The organism is Brevundimonas sp. UBA7507, from assembly GCF_002478355.1.
GTDB classification, from domain to species: Bacteria; Pseudomonadota; Alphaproteobacteria; order Caulobacterales; family Caulobacteraceae; genus Brevundimonas; species Brevundimonas diminuta_D.
Map to the genome: position 1 here is coordinate 91,792 of NZ_DLNP01000013.1, position 18,329 is coordinate 110,120.

The 18,329-nt window shown below is 67.6% G+C and carries 20 protein-coding genes; 11 read left to right on the plus strand and 9 right to left on the minus strand.

Features of this window, described 5'->3' with window-relative positions; all coding sequences use genetic code 11:
- Positions 1-38: 38 nt before the first annotated feature.
- The 5 genes from B3D50_RS07895 to B3D50_RS07915 all read left to right on the plus strand — a co-directional run bounded on the left by B3D50_RS07895 (position 39) and on the right by B3D50_RS07915 (position 7,576).
- Complete coding sequence (locus tag B3D50_RS07895) at positions 39-1,826, plus strand: response regulator (protein WP_286950612.1); 1,788 nt, start codon at positions 39-41, stop codon at positions 1,824-1,826.
- A gap of 76 nt (positions 1,827-1,902) precedes the next feature.
- Positions 1,903-3,600 carry a cisplatin damage response ATP-dependent DNA ligase gene (locus B3D50_RS07900; RefSeq protein WP_286950613.1) on the plus strand — a complete coding sequence of 566 codons (1,698 nt, stop codon included), beginning with the start codon at positions 1,903-1,905 and terminating at the stop codon, positions 3,598-3,600.
- Between the two features lie 50 nt (positions 3,601-3,650).
- The gene (locus B3D50_RS07905; protein WP_286950615.1) at positions 3,651-4,625 is read left to right on the plus strand and encodes a mechanosensitive ion channel family protein; all 975 of its coding nucleotides are present in this window, start codon (positions 3,651-3,653) and stop codon (positions 4,623-4,625) included.
- A 3-nt stretch (positions 4,626-4,628) separates the two neighbouring features.
- On the plus strand, positions 4,629-5,645 hold the full coding sequence (locus tag B3D50_RS07910; RefSeq protein ID WP_286950616.1) for a threonine aldolase family protein: 1,017 nt from the start codon (positions 4,629-4,631) through the stop codon (positions 5,643-5,645).
- Positions 5,646-5,743: 98 nt separating this feature from the next.
- Positions 5,744-7,576, plus strand: a complete 1,833-nt coding sequence (locus tag B3D50_RS07915; protein WP_286950617.1) for an ABCB family ABC transporter ATP-binding protein/permease — start codon at positions 5,744-5,746, stop codon at positions 7,574-7,576.
- On the opposite strand, the gene B3D50_RS07920 is transcribed toward B3D50_RS07915, so the two are convergent.
- The 4 genes from B3D50_RS07920 to B3D50_RS07935 all read right to left on the minus strand — a co-directional run bounded on the left by B3D50_RS07920 (position 7,573) and on the right by B3D50_RS07935 (position 10,659).
- Entirely contained in the window at positions 7,573-8,052 is a 480-nt protein-coding gene (locus tag B3D50_RS07920; protein ID WP_286950619.1) for a chemotaxis protein CheE, read from the minus strand. The two genes, B3D50_RS07915 and B3D50_RS07920, sit on opposite strands and share 4 nt — an antisense overlap.
- Positions 8,049-8,624 carry a response regulator gene (locus B3D50_RS07925; RefSeq protein WP_046654117.1) on the minus strand — a complete coding sequence of 192 codons (576 nt, stop codon included), beginning with the start codon at positions 8,622-8,624 and terminating at the stop codon, positions 8,049-8,051. The genes B3D50_RS07920 and B3D50_RS07925 overlap by 4 nt, the downstream gene beginning before the upstream one ends.
- A 96-nt stretch (positions 8,625-8,720) precedes the next feature.
- The gene (locus B3D50_RS07930) at positions 8,721-9,671 is read right to left on the minus strand and encodes an acetyl-CoA carboxylase carboxyltransferase subunit alpha (RefSeq protein ID WP_046654116.1); all 951 of its coding nucleotides are present in this window, start codon (positions 9,669-9,671) and stop codon (positions 8,721-8,723) included.
- An 85-nt stretch (positions 9,672-9,756) separates the two neighbouring features.
- Complete coding sequence (locus B3D50_RS07935; protein WP_286950621.1) at positions 9,757-10,659, minus strand: tyrosine recombinase; 903 nt, start codon at positions 10,657-10,659, stop codon at positions 9,757-9,759.
- A 68-nt stretch (positions 10,660-10,727) separates the two neighbouring features.
- Between B3D50_RS07935 and B3D50_RS07940 the strand changes: the two genes are divergently transcribed.
- From B3D50_RS07940 to B3D50_RS07950, 3 genes are read left to right on the plus strand one after another with little or no spacing between them, the layout of a single operon-like run.
- A complete protein-coding gene (locus B3D50_RS07940) occupies positions 10,728-11,297 on the plus strand; it encodes a shikimate kinase (RefSeq protein WP_003165277.1) in 570 nt (189 codons plus the stop codon).
- Positions 11,294-12,400 (plus strand): 3-dehydroquinate synthase, encoded by a 1,107-nt coding sequence (aroB, locus tag B3D50_RS07945; RefSeq protein ID WP_286950622.1) that lies wholly within the window; start codon positions 11,294-11,296, stop codon positions 12,398-12,400. Before B3D50_RS07940 ends, aroB begins: the two co-directional genes overlap by 4 nt.
- Positions 12,397-12,984: a GNAT family N-acetyltransferase gene (locus B3D50_RS07950; RefSeq protein WP_286950623.1), complete on the plus strand. Its 588-nt coding sequence runs from the start codon at positions 12,397-12,399 to the stop codon at positions 12,982-12,984. Before aroB ends, B3D50_RS07950 begins: the two co-directional genes overlap by 4 nt.
- On the opposite strand, the gene B3D50_RS07955 is transcribed toward B3D50_RS07950, so the two are convergent.
- Together B3D50_RS07955 and tadA are read right to left on the minus strand one after the other, a co-directional pair.
- Complete coding sequence (locus B3D50_RS07955; RefSeq protein ID WP_286950624.1) at positions 12,981-13,391, minus strand: MliC family protein; 411 nt, start codon at positions 13,389-13,391, stop codon at positions 12,981-12,983. The two genes, B3D50_RS07950 and B3D50_RS07955, sit on opposite strands and share 4 nt — an antisense overlap.
- Positions 13,392-13,423: 32 nt before the next feature.
- A complete protein-coding gene (gene tadA, locus B3D50_RS07960) occupies positions 13,424-13,918 on the minus strand; it encodes a tRNA adenosine(34) deaminase TadA (protein WP_286950625.1) in 495 nt (164 codons plus the stop codon).
- On the opposite strand from tadA, the gene B3D50_RS07965 reads away from it, so the two are divergent.
- Positions 13,907-15,394, plus strand: a complete 1,488-nt coding sequence (locus tag B3D50_RS07965; protein ID WP_286950626.1) for a pseudouridine synthase — start codon at positions 13,907-13,909, stop codon at positions 15,392-15,394. The genes tadA and B3D50_RS07965 overlap by 12 nt on opposite strands.
- Positions 15,395-15,416: 22 nt before the next feature.
- Positions 15,417-15,833 (plus strand): GFA family protein, encoded by a 417-nt coding sequence (locus B3D50_RS07970; protein WP_286950627.1) that lies wholly within the window; start codon positions 15,417-15,419, stop codon positions 15,831-15,833.
- On the opposite strand, the gene B3D50_RS07975 is transcribed toward B3D50_RS07970, so the two are convergent.
- Positions 15,818-16,690 carry a CPBP family intramembrane glutamic endopeptidase gene (locus tag B3D50_RS07975; protein WP_286950628.1) on the minus strand — a complete coding sequence of 291 codons (873 nt, stop codon included), beginning with the start codon at positions 16,688-16,690 and terminating at the stop codon, positions 15,818-15,820. The two genes, B3D50_RS07970 and B3D50_RS07975, sit on opposite strands and share 16 nt — an antisense overlap.
- Positions 16,691-16,811: 121 nt before the next feature.
- On the opposite strand from B3D50_RS07975, the gene rsmD reads away from it, so the two are divergent.
- Positions 16,812-17,387, plus strand: a complete 576-nt coding sequence (gene rsmD, locus B3D50_RS07980) for a 16S rRNA (guanine(966)-N(2))-methyltransferase RsmD (RefSeq protein WP_278448589.1) — start codon at positions 16,812-16,814, stop codon at positions 17,385-17,387.
- Here rsmD and B3D50_RS07985 read toward each other — a convergent pair.
- Positions 17,370-17,645 carry a YjhX family toxin gene (locus B3D50_RS07985; protein ID WP_003165268.1) on the minus strand — a complete coding sequence of 92 codons (276 nt, stop codon included), beginning with the start codon at positions 17,643-17,645 and terminating at the stop codon, positions 17,370-17,372. The two genes, rsmD and B3D50_RS07985, sit on opposite strands and share 18 nt — an antisense overlap.
- A 183-nt stretch (positions 17,646-17,828) precedes the next feature.
- Positions 17,829-18,299 carry a low molecular weight protein-tyrosine-phosphatase gene (locus B3D50_RS07990; protein ID WP_286950629.1) on the minus strand — a complete coding sequence of 157 codons (471 nt, stop codon included), beginning with the start codon at positions 18,297-18,299 and terminating at the stop codon, positions 17,829-17,831.
- Positions 18,300-18,329: the final 30 nt, after the last annotated feature.

Here is an 18,329-nt window from a genome sequence, read left to right on the forward strand (position 1 = left end):
GCGTCGCGATGGTTGGATCTGACGGGTTCACAAAGGGGATGGAAGGGGCGCAGGCGCCGGGCGAAGCGGCCCAGGCCCTGACCGCCATCCTGCAGACTCACTATCTGCGTTACCTCATCATCGTCAGCTGGGCGCTGGGCTTGATCGCGGCGGTCGGCCTGGCGCAGGGTCTGGTCTGGTTCGCGGCCACCCTGGCGGCGGGCGCCCTGCGCGGGGAAGTCGAAAAGCGAGTCAGCCAGAGAGTGGGCGGCGGTTGGGGCCTGGTGTTCCCGGCTGTGGCCACGGCCACCACGGCGGTCTGGGCTGTGGCGCCGCTGGTGGCCTGGTTCTCGTCGTCGATGTTCGGGCGTGAACTGGCCATCGCCTTTTTGATGTCGGGCTATGTGCTGGTCTTCGCCCAACTGCGCAATTCGCCGCGACAGGCTATTTTGATCTCCTCCCCCTATGGCGTGGCGGCGGCGATCATCGCCGTTACTCTTCTGGGCGACCCCGTCTTCTGGCCCTTTGTGGCCTTGGCGCCGTTCACTGCGGCCAGCCTGTTCGTTCTGGTGACGATGACCATGCTGCGCGAGGAGCGCATCCGCGCCTTCCAGGAACATCAGGCTCATCTGATCGAGGAACTGGAAGCCGCGCGAGACAAGGCCGACGCGGCCAATGAGGCGAAATCCAACTTCCTGGGCGTCATCTCCCACGAGTTGCGCACGCCGATGAACGGTGTGTTGGGCGCGGCGCAATTGCTTAGCGCCACTCGGCTGGAAGGGGCGCAGCGTGAATATCTGGCCATTATCCGTAACTCCGGCGACAATCTGCTGAGCCTGCTGAACGATATCCTCGACATGACGAAGATCGAGGCGGGGCGCATGAATTTCGAAGCGGTGGACGTGAATTTGGAGGATTTGCATCGCCGCATTGTCGGCCCGTTCGAAGCCCAGGCTGAAGCGAAGGGCCTGAGTTTCATCGCGGAATTCCAGGGCGATGTGCCTGCCGTGGTGCGGGGGGATCCTCTGCGCGTCTGCCAGGTCGTGCAGAACCTTCTGTCCAACGCCGTCAAGTTTACGGATCAGGGGGCGGTGCGGTTCGTGACGCGCGGGCGTCGCGTCTCGGAACGTCGGGTGGCCTTTGAGTTCGCCGTGATCGACAGCGGCTCGGGTATTTCCGACGATGATATGGATCAACTGTTCCAGCCCTTCACCCAGGTGGACGCGTCCTCGACGCGACGGTTCGGCGGAACGGGTCTGGGGCTGACGATTTCGCGTCGCCTGGCCAACATCATGGGCGGAGAGATTTCCGTGACCTCGAGTCTGGGCGAAGGTTCGACCTTCACCTTTGCCGTCGAAGGCGAAGTAGTGGCCTGGCGCGCCGCCGAAACCGCGGTCGTCGCAGAGGGCGATGTCGTTGTCGGCGACGGGATGGAGGTGCTGGTGGTCGAGGATCACCCCGTCAACCGTATGATCCTTGAGGCTTGGATGGCGTCCACGGGACGGCGCACTAGCATGGCCGAAAATGGGCGGGAGGCGGTGGACGCCGCCCGCGATCAGCGGTTCGACCTGATCATCATGGACGTCAACATGCCGGTCATGGATGGACTGGCTGCGACGCGCCTGATCCGCCAAGACGGGGGCGTCAACGCTGAGACGCCCATCATCTTCCTGTCGGCCTCTGCGCGGAACGAAGACCATGAGGCGGGTCTGGCGGCGGGTGCTGACGCCTATCTGAACAAGCCGATCGATTTCCGAAGTCTTTCGGCCCTGATGGTCCACGCTCAAGGCGGGCGAGCCGCGTTGCGTCGCCTTGCGGAGCAGGACAACGAGGCGGCGGCCGCTTGATCCGGCAGGCGGAAGCCTAGGGAAACCTATGGCTTCTAGGCCGTTGTGCGGTGGCGCCTGAAGAGCTGGAGCCCGATTGCGTCCCTTCGCCGAACTGCTGGATCGCCTGTCGTTGACGACTTCGCGCAATGCGAAGCTGATTTTGTTACGCGATTATCTGAAGGCGACGTCGGATCCCGATCGTGGCTGGGCCTTGGCGGCGTTGACGGGCGATCTGAGCTTCGCCACGGCCAAGCCCGCCATGATCCGCAAGGCGGTAGAGGCGCGGGTGGACCCGGTCTTGTTCGGCTGGTCCTATGACTATGTCGGCGACCTGGCGGAGACGACAGCGCTGATCTGGCCGCGCGATCCGATGCACCGCGCCAATCGCGAGCCGGAACTGGGCGAGGTGGTGGACGCCCTTATGCGGGCCGATCGCGCGGAAGCGCCGTCTCTGATTGAAGGTTGGCTGGACGCGCTTGAGCCCAAGGGGCGTTGGGCTTTGCTGAAACTGGTGACGGGCGGGCTGCGGGTCGGTCTGTCGGCGCGGCTGGCGCGTACGGCCGTGGCCATGATGCGTCCGGCGACAGTGATCGATCCGCCCAGCCCGGATGGCCGTGAGGCGACGGAAAGCCTGCCGCCCATCACCGTCGGCGATATTGAGGAAATCTGGCACGCCCTGAGGCCGCCCTATGAGGATCTGTTCGCCTGGGTGGAGGGGCGGGCGGAGCAGCCCAGCGCGGATGCGCCCGGCCGGTTTCGTCCGGTCATGCTGGCGACAGCTCTGGACGAAGGGCTGGACCTGCCGCGCCTGGACCCCGCTGATTTCTTCGCTGAATGGAAGTGGGACGGCATTCGCGTTCAGGCGGTGCGAGAGGGCGGTCAGACGCGCCTCTATTCCCGCACAGGCGACGAGATTTCAGCCGCCTTTCCCGATGTGGCGGCGGGGTTGCACTTTGAGGGAGCGGTGGACGGCGAGCTGCTGGTGATCCGCGACGGAGTGGTGGCGCCCTTTGGCGACCTGCAACAGCGCCTGAACCGCAAGACGGCGAGCGCCCGACTGATGCAGGACTATCCGGCGGGCATCCTGGCTTATGATTTGTTGGCCGAAGGGGCGAGTGATCTGCGCCAACTGCCCCTGACCGAGCGGCGGGGGCGGTTGGAGCGACTGGCGGCCGAGCATGATGGAAAGCGGTTGGGCCTGTCGCCTCTGGTGGAATTCACAGATTGGGACGATCTGGCGGCTCTGCGCGCCGATCCGCCTGTGGGCGCTGCGGCCGAAGGGCTGATGCTGAAGCGTCGTGACAGCCTGTATGTGGCGGGTCGCCCCAAGGGGCCCTGGTTCAAGTGGAAACGCGACCCGCACGTCATCGACGCCGTACTGATGTACGCCCAGCGCGGCCATGGGAAACGGTCCGGCTATTATTCCGACTACACCTTCGGGGTCTGGACGGAGGAGGGGACGCTGACGCCCGTCGGCAAGGCCTATTTCGGCTTTACCGACGAAGAGTTGAAGCAGATCGACAAGTTCGTCCGCGATCACACGACGGATCGCTTCGGCCCTGTTCGCGCCGTCCGCGCCGAGCGTGATTTCGGCCTGGTGCTGGAGATCGCCTTCGAGGGATTGCAGCGCTCCACGCGGCACAAGTCGGGGGTGGCCATGCGCTTTCCGCGCGTCAGCCGCATCCGCTGGGACAAGCCGGCGCGTGATGCCGACGCCCTGGACTCCGTTCTGGACCTGCTGGACGCCATCGAACGCGGCGGCGGGCGGGTCAACGCCGGTGAAAAAGCTTGACCGGCGGGGCTTCCAATCGGCTGCATAGGCGTTAGACCCGGCTCATGCTCATGAATTTCCTGCATACCCCTGCCGTCCTCGCCGATCCTCTGGCTCAGGTGGTGGCCGCTGGCGAGCAGAGGTTGACCGTCGACGCGGCCATCTTGGCCAAGGCCATGGATATGCTGGGCGATTTCGCCATCAACCTGACGGTGGCGGCGATCATCTTCGCCCTGACCTTGGTGGCGGCGCGCTGGGCGTCGGGTGCTGCGCGCAAGCTGCTGGGCCGCACCAAGGCCGTTCGGCGCGACCCGACGGTGCTGGCCTTCATGGTTCAGATCGTGCGGGTGGTGGTCATCATCATCGGCATGATCGCCGTGCTGCAGCGGCTGGGCGTGCAGACGACCTCCATCATCGCCGTTTTGGGCGCCGCTTCCCTGGCGGTCGGCCTGGCGTTGCAGGGCACGCTGTCGAACGTGGCGGCGGGGGTGATGCTGCTGGTCCTGCGCCCCTATCGCGTCGGCGAGGTCATCGATGTGGGCGGCGCCTCGGGCACGGTGCAGAAGCTGGACCTGTTCACCACCCAACTGACGAACGCCAACAACCACAAGATCGTCATTCCGAACTCCAAGGTGCTGAGCGACGTCATCATCAACCTAACGGGCCAGCGGACGCGCCGGATCGAGATCAAGTTCACCGTCGGCTACGGCGAGAATCTGAAGGAGGCGCGCGACGTGCTGGCGGCGGTCGCGCGGCTTCACGACAAGGTGCTGAAGGATCCCGCGCCCTGGACCGGGGTGACGGCCCTGTTGGACAGCGCGGTGGAGATCACCCTCCACGCCTGGGTGAACACCGGCGACTGGTGGCAGACCCAGGCTGATCTGATGCAGTCGGGCAAGGAAGCCCTGGACGAAGCCGGCATCGAGATTCCCTTCCCGCATCAGGTCGAGGTGCCGGCGAAGGACGCCAAGTTCGCGCGGGTCGTCATGGCCCCGATTCAGGACAGTGCGGTCCAAGGCGAGGCCTCGGACCAAGGGAGAGAATGAGCCGTGCGTTTTGATTTCGGTTCCGACAATACGACGGGCATGGCGCCCTCGGCGCTTCAGGCCCTGGTCGCCGCCAACGCCGGGTTCGCGCGGGCTTATGGCGCGGACGAAACCTCGGCGCGCGCCGCCGATCTGATCCGCCAGACGCTGGACGCCGACGCCGAGGTGCGTTTCGTCTTCAGCGGCACCGCGGCCAACGCCATCGGCCTGTCGATGCTGGCGCGACCCTATGAGGCGGTGCTGGCGCACCATGCGGCCCACGTCTGCACGGACGAGACGGGGGCGCCTGGATTCTTCGGCCAGGGCGTCGGCTTGATCGGCCTGCCGGGCTATTCGGGCAAGGTCGACCTCGCTGCGCTCTACGCCGCGCTGGAAGAGCCGGTGGTCGGGCACCGTCAACCGCCGGCGGCGCTCAGTGTGACGCAGACGACCGAATACGGCGCCGTCTATTCCGAAGAAGAACTTCGCCACTTGATCGAACCGTCAAAGCGGGCGGGCCTGGGCGTGCATATGGATGGCGCGCGGCTGGCTAACGCTGTGGCGGCGGGCTTCGATCCCAAGGACATTCCGCGCCTGGGCGTCGATGTGCTGTCGTTCGGCGGGGCCAAGGCGGGCGCGCACTGCGTCGAGGCCCTGGTGATCTTCGACAAGACGTTGACGCGCCGGATCGACAACCGGCTGAAGCAGGCGGGGCAGACGGCGTCCAAGGGGCGCTTGTTGGCGGCGCCGCTGCTGGGACTTCTGGAATCCGGCGAGTGGCTGACGGGGGCCGCCCACGCCAATCTGATGGCTCAGCGCCTGGCTGACGGCATCGAGGGGCGGACGCCCTTCGTGCTGGCCCACCCGGTAGAATCGAACACCGTCTTCGTGCGGATGCCGGACGAGGCGCATCAGGCGCTGAACGCTGCGGGTTGGGCCTGCTATCAATTCGACGATGGTTCTGTGCGGTTCGTCTGCTCCTGGGCCACAGATGAAGCGTCGGTGGATGAGTTGATCGCCGCCGTGGCGAGCCTGGATTGACGTGGCGGGCGCGTTCCGCCTCGGAGGCATGATGGCGGCGGGACGTGACGATGCGCGGTGAACGCTCAGGACGGCGCGGCGACGTCGCAAGTAAGGCCATGAACGCCGGGACAGATCCTGTGCAACAGGAGGCGCCGCCTACGCTGGAGGCGCTGAAGAATCTGATCGGCGTGGTGGCCCGTTCGGGCGCGCCGCAACTGCCGTGGCGCGTGACGGGGGCGATCCTGCTGACCCTGGCGGGCAAGGGGCTGGGCGTGCTGGCGCCGTTGGTCCTGGGCGCGGCGGTCAATCATCTTGCGGCGGATCAGGGGCCGGCGGCGTCAATAGGGTTGGGCTTCGCCGCCTTCGCCGTGGGCTGGGCCCTGGTGCGTTTTTTGTCGGCGGCGACGCCGCAGTTGTCAGACGTGGTGTTCGCGCCGGTGCGTGCGGCGGCCCAGCGCAAGACGGCGGCCGAGACCTTCGCCCACGCCCTCAGCCTGTCGCTGGACTTCCACCAGACTAAGCGGTCCGGCGCACTGTCGCGGGTGATGGACCGGGGCTCGCGCGCGGTCGATTTCCTGCTGCGGATCCTGATGTTCAACCTGGGCCCGACGGTGCTGGAGCTGGTGCTGGCGGCGGCGGTTCTGGGCGGCAAATACGACTGGCGATTCGGCGCCGTGGCGGTGGCCGTGGTGCTGGTCTATGCGGTCGCGACCTTCTCAATGGCCAACTGGCGGCTGGAGCACCGGCGCGCCATGAACGCGGCCGACAGCGAGGCGGCGGGCCTGTCGGTCGACGCCCTGCTGAACTACGAAACCGTCAAGTCGTTCGGCGCCGAGGGTCGGGCGGCGCAGGCCTATGATTCGTCCCTTGCAACCTATGCGAAGGCGTCGCTGAAGGCGAACACTTCGCTGGCGACCCTGAACCTGATCCAGGGTCTGATCATGAACGTCGGCCTTGGCGTCATGGCGGTCATGGCCGGATTCGAGGCTGCGGCCGGGCGCATGGGGCCGGGGGATGTCACGGCGGCGGTGCTGATCATGATCTCCCTCTATGCGCCGCTGAATATTCTGGGCTTTGCGTATCGAGAAATCCGCCAATCCTTCATCGACATGGAAGAGATGCTTAAAGTGACGCGTCAGGCGCCGCAGGTGGCGGACGCGCCCGACGCCACCGATCTGCCGCGTCCTGAAAGCGGGCGGGGCGCCGAAATCGTGTTCGACCATGTCGGCTTCCGGCATGACGCGCGGGCGGCGGGACTGGACGACGTCAGCTTCGTCACGCCCGCGGGCACCACGACCGCCCTGGTCGGGCCGTCGGGGGCGGGCAAGTCCACCATCGTCAAGCTGGCCCTGCGACTGCTCGATCCGCAGGAGGGCGCGGTGCTCATCGACGGCCGGGACGCGCGCAGCGTGACCCAGGCGTCGTTGCGGGCGGCCGTGGCCCTGGTGCCGCAGGACGTGGCCCTGTTCAACGACACCATCGCCGCCAACATCGCCTTCGCCCGGCCTGACGCGGACGAGGCGGCGATCTGGGCGGCGGCGGAAGCGGCGGAACTGGCTGACTTCATCCGCAACCTGCCCGACGGCATGGACACGCGCGTCGGCGAGCGGGGTCTGAAGCTGTCGGGCGGAGAACGTCAGCGAGTGGGCATCGCCCGCGCCCTGCTGGCCGATCCCTGCATCCTGATCTTGGACGAGGCGACCAGCGCGCTGGACAGCCGAACCGAGGCGGCGATCCAGAAGACGCTGCGCAAGGCGCGGACGGGCCGCACGACCCTGGTCGTGGCGCACCGCCTGTCGACCGTGGCCGACGCCGATCAGATTCTGGTGCTGAAGGCGGGCCGCATCGTCGAACGCGGCGCCCATCATGAGCTGGTGGCGCGTCAGGGCGGAGAGTATGCGGCCCTGTGGCGCAAGCAGACGCGCGGCGCGAAGGCCCAGGCCGGTTAGGCTTCAGGCTCTCCGGCGCCGGGAACCTTGGCCTTGAGCACGTCCTTGAGGCTGTCCAGCACCTTGGTGCGGGCGTCGGCGGCTTCGGAAGGCAGCGTCAGCAGCAGGCGCAGGGCTTGAGCGTGGACGGTGACGACGCGCCAGTCGAACGGGCGGCCTTCGGGCGCGGCGTCGATCAGATCGCACAGATTGGCTGCGGCCGCGCACAGGTCGTTGAGCTCAAACGGCCCGGCCGCGTCGATCACGGCGCTGGCGTGGCCGTACGCCTGATCCAGGGCGGTTTCGTCGACGCCGACAGGAGCGGGCAGGGCCGCCAGGGCAGTGACCTGTTCCTGAATGATCGCTCGGCTGCGGGCCTCCAGCCCGGCCAGATTGGCGCGGGCCTGGTTCAGGGCGACGCCGACGCTGACGCCGCCCGGCTGGTCGACCAGGGTCGATAGGCGGCTGCGGCGGCGATTGTGCGTGATGACTGTCATAGCTCCACCGCCGCCCTGCGTTCTTTTTCAAAGGCTGTCTTGCGGCGCTCTTCGGCGCGACGCTCGGGGCCGGGCCAGGGCTCGCTGCGGAAGCGGCGGTCGGGGCCGAAATAGTCGCCGACCTCCAGGAAGGGGCGGTTATCCCGCGACACCCAGACGATGCGCTCCAGCAGGACGCCCGCGCTGAACGGCTTGGTGATCAGGAAGTTGGCGCCGCAATCGCGCGCATCCGACACCTTGGAGCGGCGTACGTGGGCGGCGGTCATGATGACGGGCGTATAGGCGTTCGGCTCCAGGCCGGAACGGCGCAGCCAGCGCACGAATTCGTATCCGCTCATGCCCGGCATTTCGCAGTCGACCAGGATCAGATCGACTGGATGAGTCTGTAGAATGGAGATGGCCTCGGCCGCGCTCTCGCAGGCGTGACGCACCTTCATGCCGAAACCGAGCAGGGCCTGGGCGGTCAGCTCCAGTGAAAAGGGAGAATCGTCGATGACCATCGTCACCGCGCCGTCGAAGTTGAACACCGCGCTTTCGCGCAGGGATTCGCCGACCCCGTTCATGCCGCGCATGGGAGCCTGCCGATGCGAGCGGAGGGAAACAGAACGAATCGCATGATGTCAGCTTCGGCGGCGTTGCGACGCTGCGCAATCGCGATCAGCCCTTGATCAACCCAGACGGCCGATAGCGTAGAAGCGGTCGGCGCGCTGTTTCTTGAGCTGCTCAGCGGACAGGCCGGACATGGCCTTCAGCTCTTCTTCTAGAACCTGGCCGACATTGCGGATCGCTTTTTCACGGTCGGCGTGGGCGCCGCCCAGGGGCTCAGGGATCACGCGATCGACGATCTTCAGCTCGATCAGGTCGGGCGCGGTGATCTTCATGGCGTTGGCCGCGTCCTTGGCCCGCGCGCCGTCGCGCCACAGGATGCCCGCCGCGCCTTCCGGCGAGATGACCGAATAGATCGAGTGCTCCAGCATCAGCACGCGGCTGGCGGCGGCGATGGCGATGGCGCCGCCCGAGCCGCCTTCGCCCGTCACCGTGGCGATGGAGGGCACGCCCAGGGTCAGGCCGCGCTCGGTCGAGCGGGCGATGGCCTCGGCCTGTCCTCGCTCTTCGGCGCCCAGACCCGGATAGGCGCCGGCGGTGTCGACGAAGGTCAGGACCGGCAGGCCGAACTGCTCGGCCATGTCCATCAGGCGGACGGCCTTGCGATAGCCCTCGGGGCGGGCCATGCCGAAGTTGTGGGTGATGCGGGTCTGGGTGTCGTGACCCTTTTCGTGGCCCATGACCACGACCGGCTGGCCGCGGAAGCGGGCCAGACCGCCGAGGATGGCCTGGTCGTCGCCGAACTGACGGTCGCCGTGCAGCTCAACGAAGTCGGTGAACAGGCCGTCGACGTAATCGACGAAGTGCGGACGCTGGGGGTGGCGCGCGACCTGGGTGCGCATCCACGGATCAAGGTTGGCGTAGGCCTTGGTGCGCATGGCGTCGGCCTTCTTGCGCAGGGCGGCGATCTCGGTCTCGAACGACCCGCTGGTCGGCGCCAGAAGCGACAGCTCGGCGATCTTGGCGTCCAGTTCGGCGATCGGCTTTTCGAATTCGAGATAGTGCGTGGCCATAAGGCGTCCGTGAGGAAGAAGCGCGCTTGGCGCTACGGAAGGCGGCGGAACCTAGAGCGCGGAACGCCTCGGAGCAAGCGCGGGTTCAGTCGTCCTTCGCCAAGGGGTGGTTGGCGTGAACCACCTGGGACAGGCGGTCGACAGCGACGTGGGTGTAGATCTGGGTGGTCGAGATGTCGGCATGGCCCAGCAGGGTCTGCACCACGCGCAGGTCGGCGCCGCCCTCCAGCAGATGGGTGGCGAAGGCGTGGCGCAGGACGTGGGGGCTGACGCGGGCCGGGTCGATACCGGCCGTGATCGCCGCCTGATCCAGAAGCTGGGCGAAACGGCGCGGGGTCAGATGGCCGCTCTTGCCGTGCGAGGGGAACAGCCAGGCGCTGTCGGGCGTGTTCGGCTTGCGAGCAGCGTCGCGGGCGTTCAACCAGGCCTTGATCGCCTCGCGCGCGGGCATGTTCAGCGGGGCCAGCCGCTCCTTGCCGCCCTTGCCGCGCACGATCAGATAGGCGGGGTCACGGCGAACGGCCTCGACCTTGAGCGCCAGCAGCTCGGATACGCGCAGGCCCGAGGCGTAGGCCATCTCGACCAGGGCGATCAGGCGCAGGCCCGCCGTGCTGTCGGCGGCGGCGGCGGCGATCAGCAGGGCCTCGATCTCGTCGCGGCTGAGGGTCTTGGGCAGGCTGCGGCCCTGCGTGGGCGCGTCCAGCCGGCGCGAAGGATCATCGGCTCGCCAGCCCTCGCCCAGGGCGAAGCGATAAAACTGGCGCACGGAGGCGCGGCGGCGGGCGGCTGTGGCGGCGGACAGGCCGCGCCGCGACAGATCGGCGAACCAGGCCTCCAGCGCCTCCTGCGGCGCGCCCATCAGACCGCCGGCGTCGTTCAGCCATGTCTGTGCATCCGCCAGATCGCGGCCGTAGGCGGCCAGGGTGTGGGGCGAGGCGTCGCGCTCCACCGCCATCATCTCCAGGAAGGCTTCGATCTGCGGGGTCATGCGGCGCGTCTGGTCATCGCTTCTGGGTGTGGAGCGGGGCGGCGTCTGGTGTAGAGGGTGTACGGACCATGCCTTCTGACGCCTCGCCTGATTCCTTCCCGCTGTCTTCGGTCCGCACCATAGCCTTGGTGGGGCTGATGGGCGTCGGGAAATCGACCGTGGGGCGGCGCCTGGCGGCGCGGCTGGGCCTGCCGTTCGCCGACGGCGATCATGTGATCGAGGAAGCGGCGGGCATGACCGTCAGCGAAATCTTCGCCACGCGCGGCGAGGTCGAGTTCCGGGCGGGCGAGGCGCGGGTCATGAAGCGCCTGCTGGAAGGGCCGCCAATCGTGCTGGCGACCGGTGGCGGGGCGGTGCTCAACCCCGACACCCGCGCCCTGATGAAGCAGCACGCCGTCAGCGTCTGGATGCGTGCGGACCTGAAGGTCATCGCCGAGCGGGTAGGGCGACGCGACACCCGGCCGCTGTTGCGCAATCGCGATCCTCTGACAGCCCTGAACGATTTGGCCAAGGCGCGCTATCCCATCTACGGCGAGGCCGATCTGACGGTCGATGTGGGCGGCGGATCGCACGCCCAGGCCGTTGAGGCCATCTTGAAACAATTGCGCCGGTTCGGACGGCAGGAGACCCAGTCATGACCACGACGATCCCGGTCGCAGGCGGCGCCTTCGCCCCCTATGAGGTCGTCGTCGGGCGCGGTCTGCTGAAGGCGGCGGGCGCCGAGGTCGCTGTGCTGAAACCGACGCGCGCCTTCATCGTCAGCGACGAGACGGTGGCGGCCATTCACGGCGAGACGGTGCGCTCGTCGCTGGAAGGCGCGGGGCTGGCGACCGGGATCGTAACCGTGCCCGCAGGCGAGGCGTCCAAGTCGTTTGAACAGCTTGAAGCGGTGCTGGACCGATTGCTGACCGAAGGACTGGACCGCAAGAGCCTGGTCGTCGCCCTGGGCGGCGGCGTGGTGGGCGACTTGGCCGGTCTGGCGGCGGCCCTGTTCATGCGCGGGATCGACTTCGTGCAGATTCCGACGACCCTACTGGCTCAGGTGGATTCCTCGGTCGGCGGCAAGACGGCGATCGACACCCCGCGCGGCAAGAACCTGATCGGCGCCTTCCATCAGCCGCGCAGGGTGCTGGCGGACATCGAAGCCCTGGCCACCCTGCCTGCGCGTCAGGTGCGCTCGGGCTGGGCCGAGGTGTTGAAGCACGGGCTGATCTGCGACGCGGCCTTCTTCGACTGGCTGGGCGGCGAAGGAGCTTCTGGGGCGCGGGGCGATCTTGATGCGCTGGAGCGGGCGGTGATCCGCTCGGTTGAGATCAAGGCCCGGATCGTCGGCGAGGATGAGAAGGAGGCGGGCCGTCGAGCCCTGCTGAACCTGGGCCATACCTTCGGCCACGCGCTGGAGGCTGAACTGGCGTTCGACGAGACCGTCACCCACGGCGAAGCGGTGGCGCTGGGCTGCGCCATGGCCTTCCGCTATTCGGCGCGGCAGGGGCTGTGCCCGGCGGCCGAGGCCGAGCGCGCCGAGGCGGGCATCCGCGCGGCGGGTCTGCCGACGCGGTTGGCTGACGTGGAGCACGCCTTTGCGGCTGACGCCCTGATCGCGCGCATGGCGGGGGACAAGAAGGCCGAGGGCGGTCGTCTGACCCTGATCCTGGCGCGGGCGGTGGGCGACGCCTTCACCGACAAGGACGTGGACGCCGAGGCGGTGCGCGCTTTCCTGATCGAGGAAGGCGCGGCGTGAAGCTGTCGCCCGTCGTCCTGGAAGACGCTTTTGTTCGGCTGGAGCCGTTCACCGAGGCGCTGAAGGATGAGGTTCGGGCGGCGCTGGACTGCGACCCGGAGGCCTGGAACGGCATGGTCGCCGCCGCCTATGGCGCGCATTTCGACGACTGGTGGGAAGCGGCGCTGAAGGCGATGGCGGCGGGATCTCGCATCGCCTATACCGTGCGGCGTCGTGCCGATGGTGCGGTCGTCGGCACGACCAGCCTCTATGAGATCAAGCCCGCGCATCGACGCTGCGAGATCGGTTCGACCTTCTATCGACCCGAGGCGCGGGGCGGGCCGGTCAACCCGGCGTGCAAGCGTCTGTTGCTGGACTACGCCTTTTCGAACGGGGCGATCCGGGTCGAGATCATCACCGACGCCCTGAACGCCGCCAGCCAGGCCGCCATCCGTAAGCTGGGCGCGACCCATGAGGGCGTGCTGCGCAAGCACAAGACGACCTGGACCGGGCGGGCGCGGGATACGGCGCAGTTCGCCATCCTGGACGAGGACTGGCCCGAGGTGCGGCGACGGCTGGACGAACGGTTGGCGGCCTTCGCCTAGTCGACGGCCCGGCATTCGGTGGGTTCGCGGTCGGCGGCGGTCCATGTCGCCATGACGCCCTTGCCGCGCAGCTCATAGCCCGAGGCGCGATACCAGATGCCGTCGGCGGCGCGCTCCTGATACAGGTCGACCGCCTCGCCGCTGGAGTTGCGCACAGTCGCCATCTGGCGCGGATTGTCGAAGTCGACCGACAGACGTTCGGAATTGTTGCACAGATAGACGGCGTGGATGACGCGGTTCAGGGCTCGGTCCTGAAGTTCGGCGCCGGTGCGTCGGCGCGCGGTTTGGGCCTCCACGGCGCGTTCGCGCACCTCTTCGCCATCTGTGGGGGCCTTGCGCGGTTCAGGGCCGCAGCCGGACAATAGAACCAGAGCGGCGACGGCGGGCCAGAGGATACGGGTCGGCAAGTGAGGCCCCTCTCAAGGTCAAGCTTGAAGGTTCAACGCCCTGCGTCGCCCGTCGTTCCTGTGCGGGACTTCCTGCGCGAGCGGAAGAAGCCGCGCAGCATGCCGGCCGCCGGATCGGCCAGGACGCCGCCCTCGACCTGTGGTCGCCAGTGGCAGGTCGGCTGGTCGAAGAAACGCCCGCCGTGGATCACGGCGCCGCCCTTGGGATCGTCCGCCCCCCAGACCACGCGGCCGATGCGAGCGTGGCTGATGGCGCCCGCGCACATGGCGCACGGCTCTAGGGTGACATAGAGAGTCAGGTCCGTAAGGCGATAATTCTGCAACTTCGCCGCCGCATCGCGCAGGGCGACGATCTCGGCATGGGCGGTCGGATCATGGGCCGTGATGGGCCCGTTTTGCCCGCGCCCAAGCACTTCGCCGGTGTTTTCGTCCACGATCACGGCCCCGACCGGCACCTCGCCGGCTTCAGCCGCCGCTTGCGCCAGATCGAGCGCCATGCTCATGAACCGCTCATCATGGATCGCCATCCCAAAGACAACGACAAGAAGCCCCGCTCCCGTCAAGACGACGGTGCGCGCGGTCCCCGCAATTTCGCCGATAAAGGCCCGCGAAAGTCCTTCGACAAGGACGCAAAGCCGGGCGGCAAGCCGCGCGACCGCGCCGGAGGCAAGCCGGGCGACAAGTTTGCGCCCGAGGCCAAGAGCCCCGAACGCACCGAACGAATCGCCAAGGCCATGGCCCGCGCGGGCATCGCCTCGCGTCGTGAGGTCGAACGGCTGATCGGTCTGGGCAAGGTGGCGGTGAACGGCCGCATCCTGGCCACGCCCGCCGTGCTGGTGAAACGCGACGACAAGATCACCGTCGACGGCAAGCCGATCGGCGCGGCCCAGGCGACGCGCGTCTGGCGCTATCACAAGCCTGCGGGCCTGATCACCAGCCACAACGATCCGGCTGGCCGCCCGACCGTGTTCGACGCCCTGCCCAGCGGCCTTCCGCGCGTGATTTCGGTCGGCCGCCTCGACCTAGCGACCGAAGGCCTGCTGCTGCTGACCAACGACGGCGAACTCAGCCGGGCGCTGGAATTGCCGGAAACGGCCCTGGTGCGCCAGTATCGCGCCCGTGCGCGCGGCCGCATCACCCAGGAGCAGTTGGACAAGCTGAAGGACGGCGTGGTCGTCGACGGCGTGCGCTACGGCCCCGTGGAAGCCACCATCGACAAGGCCAAGGAAAAGGCGGAGGGCGAGAAGTCGTCGGCCAACCTGTGGCTCAGCGTCTCGATCACCGAGGGCAAGAACCGCGAAGTCCGCAAGGTGCTGGAGAGCATCGGCCTGACGGTCAATCGCCTGATCCGCCTGGCCTATGGTCCGTTCCAGCTCGGCACCCTGCCGGTCGGATCGGTCGAGGAAGTCGGCCCGCGCGTGATCCGCGAAATGCTGGCCGAGCATATTCGTCCCGAGAACCTGCCGACCGGCAATACGGTTGCGACTCCGGCGCCGATTCCGGGGCGTCGCACCGGCACGCCGATCGTGCGCGGCAAATCCGGCTCGGCCATGTCGGATCCGTCGCGCAAGCCCAGCCGCGTTCGCGCCGCAGAAACGGCGGCCGAGGAAGGCGCTGAGTTCGGCAAGCCCGCTCGCAAGGAAGGCTGGGCCAAGGCCAAGCCGAAGTTCGAGCACAAGAAGACCTTCAAGCCGCGCGCTCGTCCGGGCGATGGCGAAGGGACGGAAGGCGGCGATCGTCCGCGCCGTCCGTTCACCCCGCGCGAACCACGCGCGGACCAATTCATCGACGACCGTCGCGGTCCGCCCAAGGGCGGCCGTCCCGGCGGAAAGCCCGGCGGCAAGCCGTTCGGTCGTCCCGGTGGAGCCGGTGGGCGTCCTGACGCGCGTTCGGACTCTCGTTCGGGCGACCGATCAGGCGGTCCTCGCGGCGGCGGCAAGCCGTTCGGAGGCAAGCCTTCCGGCGGCGGGGGCGGTCGTGGCGGCCCGCGCGGACGCGGCTGATTATTGAGCAGAGACGCAAGGCATGGCGGATGTTGAAACCCAGTTGAACGGCCGCTGTCTGTGCGGGGCGGTGCGCTTCACCGCCACGCCCAAGGGCGGGATGCACGCCTGCCATTGCGAACGGTGTCGCCGGACCTCGGGCGGGGTGTCGCTCAGCGTGGACTGCGGCGACACCGTCGAAGTCGAGGGACCGCTGACGACCTATGATTCGTCCGATTGGGCCGAGCGGCAGTTCTGCTCGGCCTGCGGCTCCAACCTGTTCTGGCGGTTGAAGGCGGGCGGCATGGTCATGGTCTCGGTTCAGGCCTTCGACGATCCGTCGGCCTTCGCCTTCGACAGCGAGATCTACATCGACGCCAAGCCTGCCAACTACGCCTTCGCCGGCGACCGCGTCCGCATGACCGGCGCCGAGGTCGAAGCCCTCTACGGGGAGGGCTGAGCGCGTCGGGCGCGCACGATCCGCTCGACGACGAGCAGCACCACGATCAGGGCGACGGCTTCGTAGGCAAGCGCCGACAGCGGCAGAATTTCTCCTGGCGGAGGTTCAGTAGAAATCGGTTCACCCAGTAGAGCGATGGCGAGGTTGCCGGCCCAGTGGGCGCCGATGGCGAACTCGATCCCGCCAAGACGCAGGGCGGCCCAGGTCCAGATTAGGCCTGACAGCGCGCGCGCGACGAAGGCTACCGGATCGGGGTCCATGTGAATGGCGGAAAACACGATGGCGTTGAACAGGCATAGAATGATCAGGCTGCCGGTGAAGCCGCCTGTCACTCGGAGCAGGACGCCGCGGCAGACGACTTCTTCGGCCGTGGCTGCGACGAACAGGCCGAGGGCCGCTGCGGCGACGTAGAACAGACGGCTTTCGACCGAATAGGCGGGATTCAGGATCGGCGCCGGACCTGCAGGGTCGATCAAGTTGTAGATTATGGCGCTGGCGCTCCCCACCAGGGCCATACCGGCGAACCCGAGCCACAAATATCGCAGCGAGAGTCGGCGGCGGGGCCAGAGAAAGGCCGTCGTCGGCACGCCATAGGCGATTCTGGCGCTGAGCAGGACGGCCCCCGCCAGCAAACCAAGGAAAGCGCCGAGTTCCAGTACGTAAGCGCCTTCGCCATACAGGCGGTCAGGCCCTTCCGGCACAGTGGCCAAGGCGTCTGCACCAACAACGCCTGCGGCCTCTAAAGCGGACCTCGCCAGACCGATGATGATGCCGGCGGCGATTATCAGCACGCAGGATAGAGCGATGAAGCCTGCCAGCCGCTTCCAGCGCGCAACGGGCCGAACGCCAGCGATCATTGGACTGCTTCGCACTTCCTCGACCGCAGTGAGGAAAGGCGAGGGGGTGGAACTTGAGAATCCGGCGTTCGACATGGGCCGAACGTTGCATTGCGCGCGTGACCGGTCCAGAGGCGGGGCCATGAGAATCGTCGCTGGACAATATCGCGGTCGGGCCATCGTCACGCCTGAGGGACAGAACACGCGGCCGACGTCGGATCGGGCGCGTCAGGCGATCTTCAACGTGCTGGAGCACGCGCCGTGGGCTGAAGGGCTGCACGAGGCGCGGGTGATCGACCTGTACGCTGGATCGGGCGCGCTGGGGTTCGAGGCGCTGTCGCGCGGGGCGGCCTTCTGTTTGTTCGTGGATACGGACGACGGCGCGCGCGGCGCGATCCGCGAGAATATGGACGCCTATGGCCTGTTCGGCCGGTGCCGGGTGCATCGGCGCAGTGCGACCGATCTGGGGCCGCGCCCCGGTTCGGCGGGCGAGGCCTTTACCCTGGCGTTTCTGGATCCGCCCTACGCCAAAGGCTTAGGAGAGCAGACGCTGGCGCGGCTGCTGGAGGGCGGCTGGTTGGCGCCGGGCGCTATCGTGGTCTTCGAGCGCGGCTCGGACGAGCCCGAGATCGACACCCCCGGCTATGAGCGGTTGGACGCGCGCGACTACGGCGCCGCGCGCGTCCTATTCCTCAGGGCGTCAGAAGCTTCGGCCTGAGGTCCGGTTGTCGGCCCGGCTGCGCAGGCGGCTGAGGCCGTCGCGGTTGACGACGTAGGGGCCGCCGTTTCGGGACTTGATGACGCCCTTGCGCTTCAGGCTGCGCCATTGATCGAGGTTACAGCCGTCCAGCACCCAGCCTTCGCGGGTGAAGCAGCGGGCGGCCAGGATGCGGCCCTGTTCGTCGCGTTCCAGCAGGATGCGACCGCCCTGGGCGAGGGCGTGGAGCGTGCGTTGCTCCGCACGTGACAGGTTCATGGGATTGAGATTTCCAAGGCATGAGAAGACACGCGCCCGGCGCAACGGGGCGCGGGCGGGCTCAGGAGGCCTCGGGACGATCAGCGCCCGGGCCTATGCCGTGGCTACAATCTCAAACATGGTTCCATCCCATTGGGGGAAGGCGCGACTTATAGCGCGAGGCGTGGTCGGCGGCTAGGCGCTTCAACCTCTGCGGCGCTGAAGCTTGGCGGCCAGGGCGCGGGCGCCGGCTGTGACGTCGGCCCAGGTGACGTCGAAACCGTCGTCCTCGCCGAAATAGGGGTCCGCCACGGCCTGACCTCTGCGGCCCTCGACGTGATCCAGCAGCAGGGACAGATTCGCCGTTGCGCCGGGCGGGGCGAGGCGGCGCAGGTTCGCCAGATTGTCGTGATCCATCGCCACCAGATGGGTGAAGCGTCGGAAGTCGGCGGGCTTCACCTGACGGCCGCGCAAGGCCGAGATGTCGACGCCGTTCTTAAGCGCCACGGCTTGGGCGCGCGGATCGGGTGGGGAGCCGATGTGCCAGTTTCCTGTCCCTGCGGAATCCGTGATGGCGTCCAGCTTCAGGCGCCGCGCTTCTTCACGGAAGGCGGCCTCTGCCAGCGGCGAGCGGCAGATGTTGCCCAGGCAGACGAAGAGGACGGAAGGGGTCATGCCCTCAAGTAGCGAAGCGGTAGGGCGGCG

Coding starts and splice junctions, on each gene's coding strand:
- B3D50_RS07895 (WP_286950612.1), top strand. CDS start 39: ATGGAAGGGGCGCAGGCGCCGGGCGAAGCGGCCCAGGCCCTGACCGCC.
- B3D50_RS07905 (WP_286950615.1), top strand. CDS start 3,651: ATGAATTTCCTGCATACCCCTGCCGTCCTCGCCGATCCTCTGGCTCAG.
- B3D50_RS07915 (WP_286950617.1), top strand. CDS start 5,744: ATGAACGCCGGGACAGATCCTGTGCAACAGGAGGCGCCGCCTACGCTG.
- B3D50_RS07920 (WP_286950619.1), bottom strand. CDS start 8,052: ATGACAGTCATCACGCACAATCGCCGCCGCAGCCGCCTATCGACCCTG.
- B3D50_RS07925 (WP_046654117.1), bottom strand. CDS start 8,624: ATGCGCGGCATGAACGGGGTCGGCGAATCCCTGCGCGAAAGCGCGGTG.
- B3D50_RS07930 (WP_046654116.1), bottom strand. CDS start 9,671: ATGGCCACGCACTATCTCGAATTCGAAAAGCCGATCGCCGAACTGGAC.
- B3D50_RS07935 (WP_286950621.1), bottom strand. CDS start 10,659: ATGACCCCGCAGATCGAAGCCTTCCTGGAGATGATGGCGGTGGAGCGC.
- B3D50_RS07940 (WP_003165277.1), top strand. CDS start 10,728: ATGCCTTCTGACGCCTCGCCTGATTCCTTCCCGCTGTCTTCGGTCCGC.
- aroB (WP_286950622.1), top strand. CDS start 11,294: ATGACCACGACGATCCCGGTCGCAGGCGGCGCCTTCGCCCCCTATGAG.
- B3D50_RS07965 (WP_286950626.1), top strand. CDS start 13,907: ATGGATCGCCATCCCAAAGACAACGACAAGAAGCCCCGCTCCCGTCAA.
- tadA (WP_286950625.1), bottom strand. CDS start 13,918: ATGGCGATCCATGATGAGCGGTTCATGAGCATGGCGCTCGATCTGGCG.
- B3D50_RS07970 (WP_286950627.1), top strand. CDS start 15,417: ATGGCGGATGTTGAAACCCAGTTGAACGGCCGCTGTCTGTGCGGGGCG.
- B3D50_RS07975 (WP_286950628.1), bottom strand. CDS start 16,690: ATGATCGCTGGCGTTCGGCCCGTTGCGCGCTGGAAGCGGCTGGCAGGC.
- rsmD (WP_278448589.1), top strand. CDS start 16,812: ATGAGAATCGTCGCTGGACAATATCGCGGTCGGGCCATCGTCACGCCT.
- B3D50_RS07985 (WP_003165268.1), bottom strand. CDS start 17,645: ATGAACCTGTCACGTGCGGAGCAACGCACGCTCCACGCCCTCGCCCAG.
- B3D50_RS07990 (WP_286950629.1), bottom strand. CDS start 18,299: ATGACCCCTTCCGTCCTCTTCGTCTGCCTGGGCAACATCTGCCGCTCG.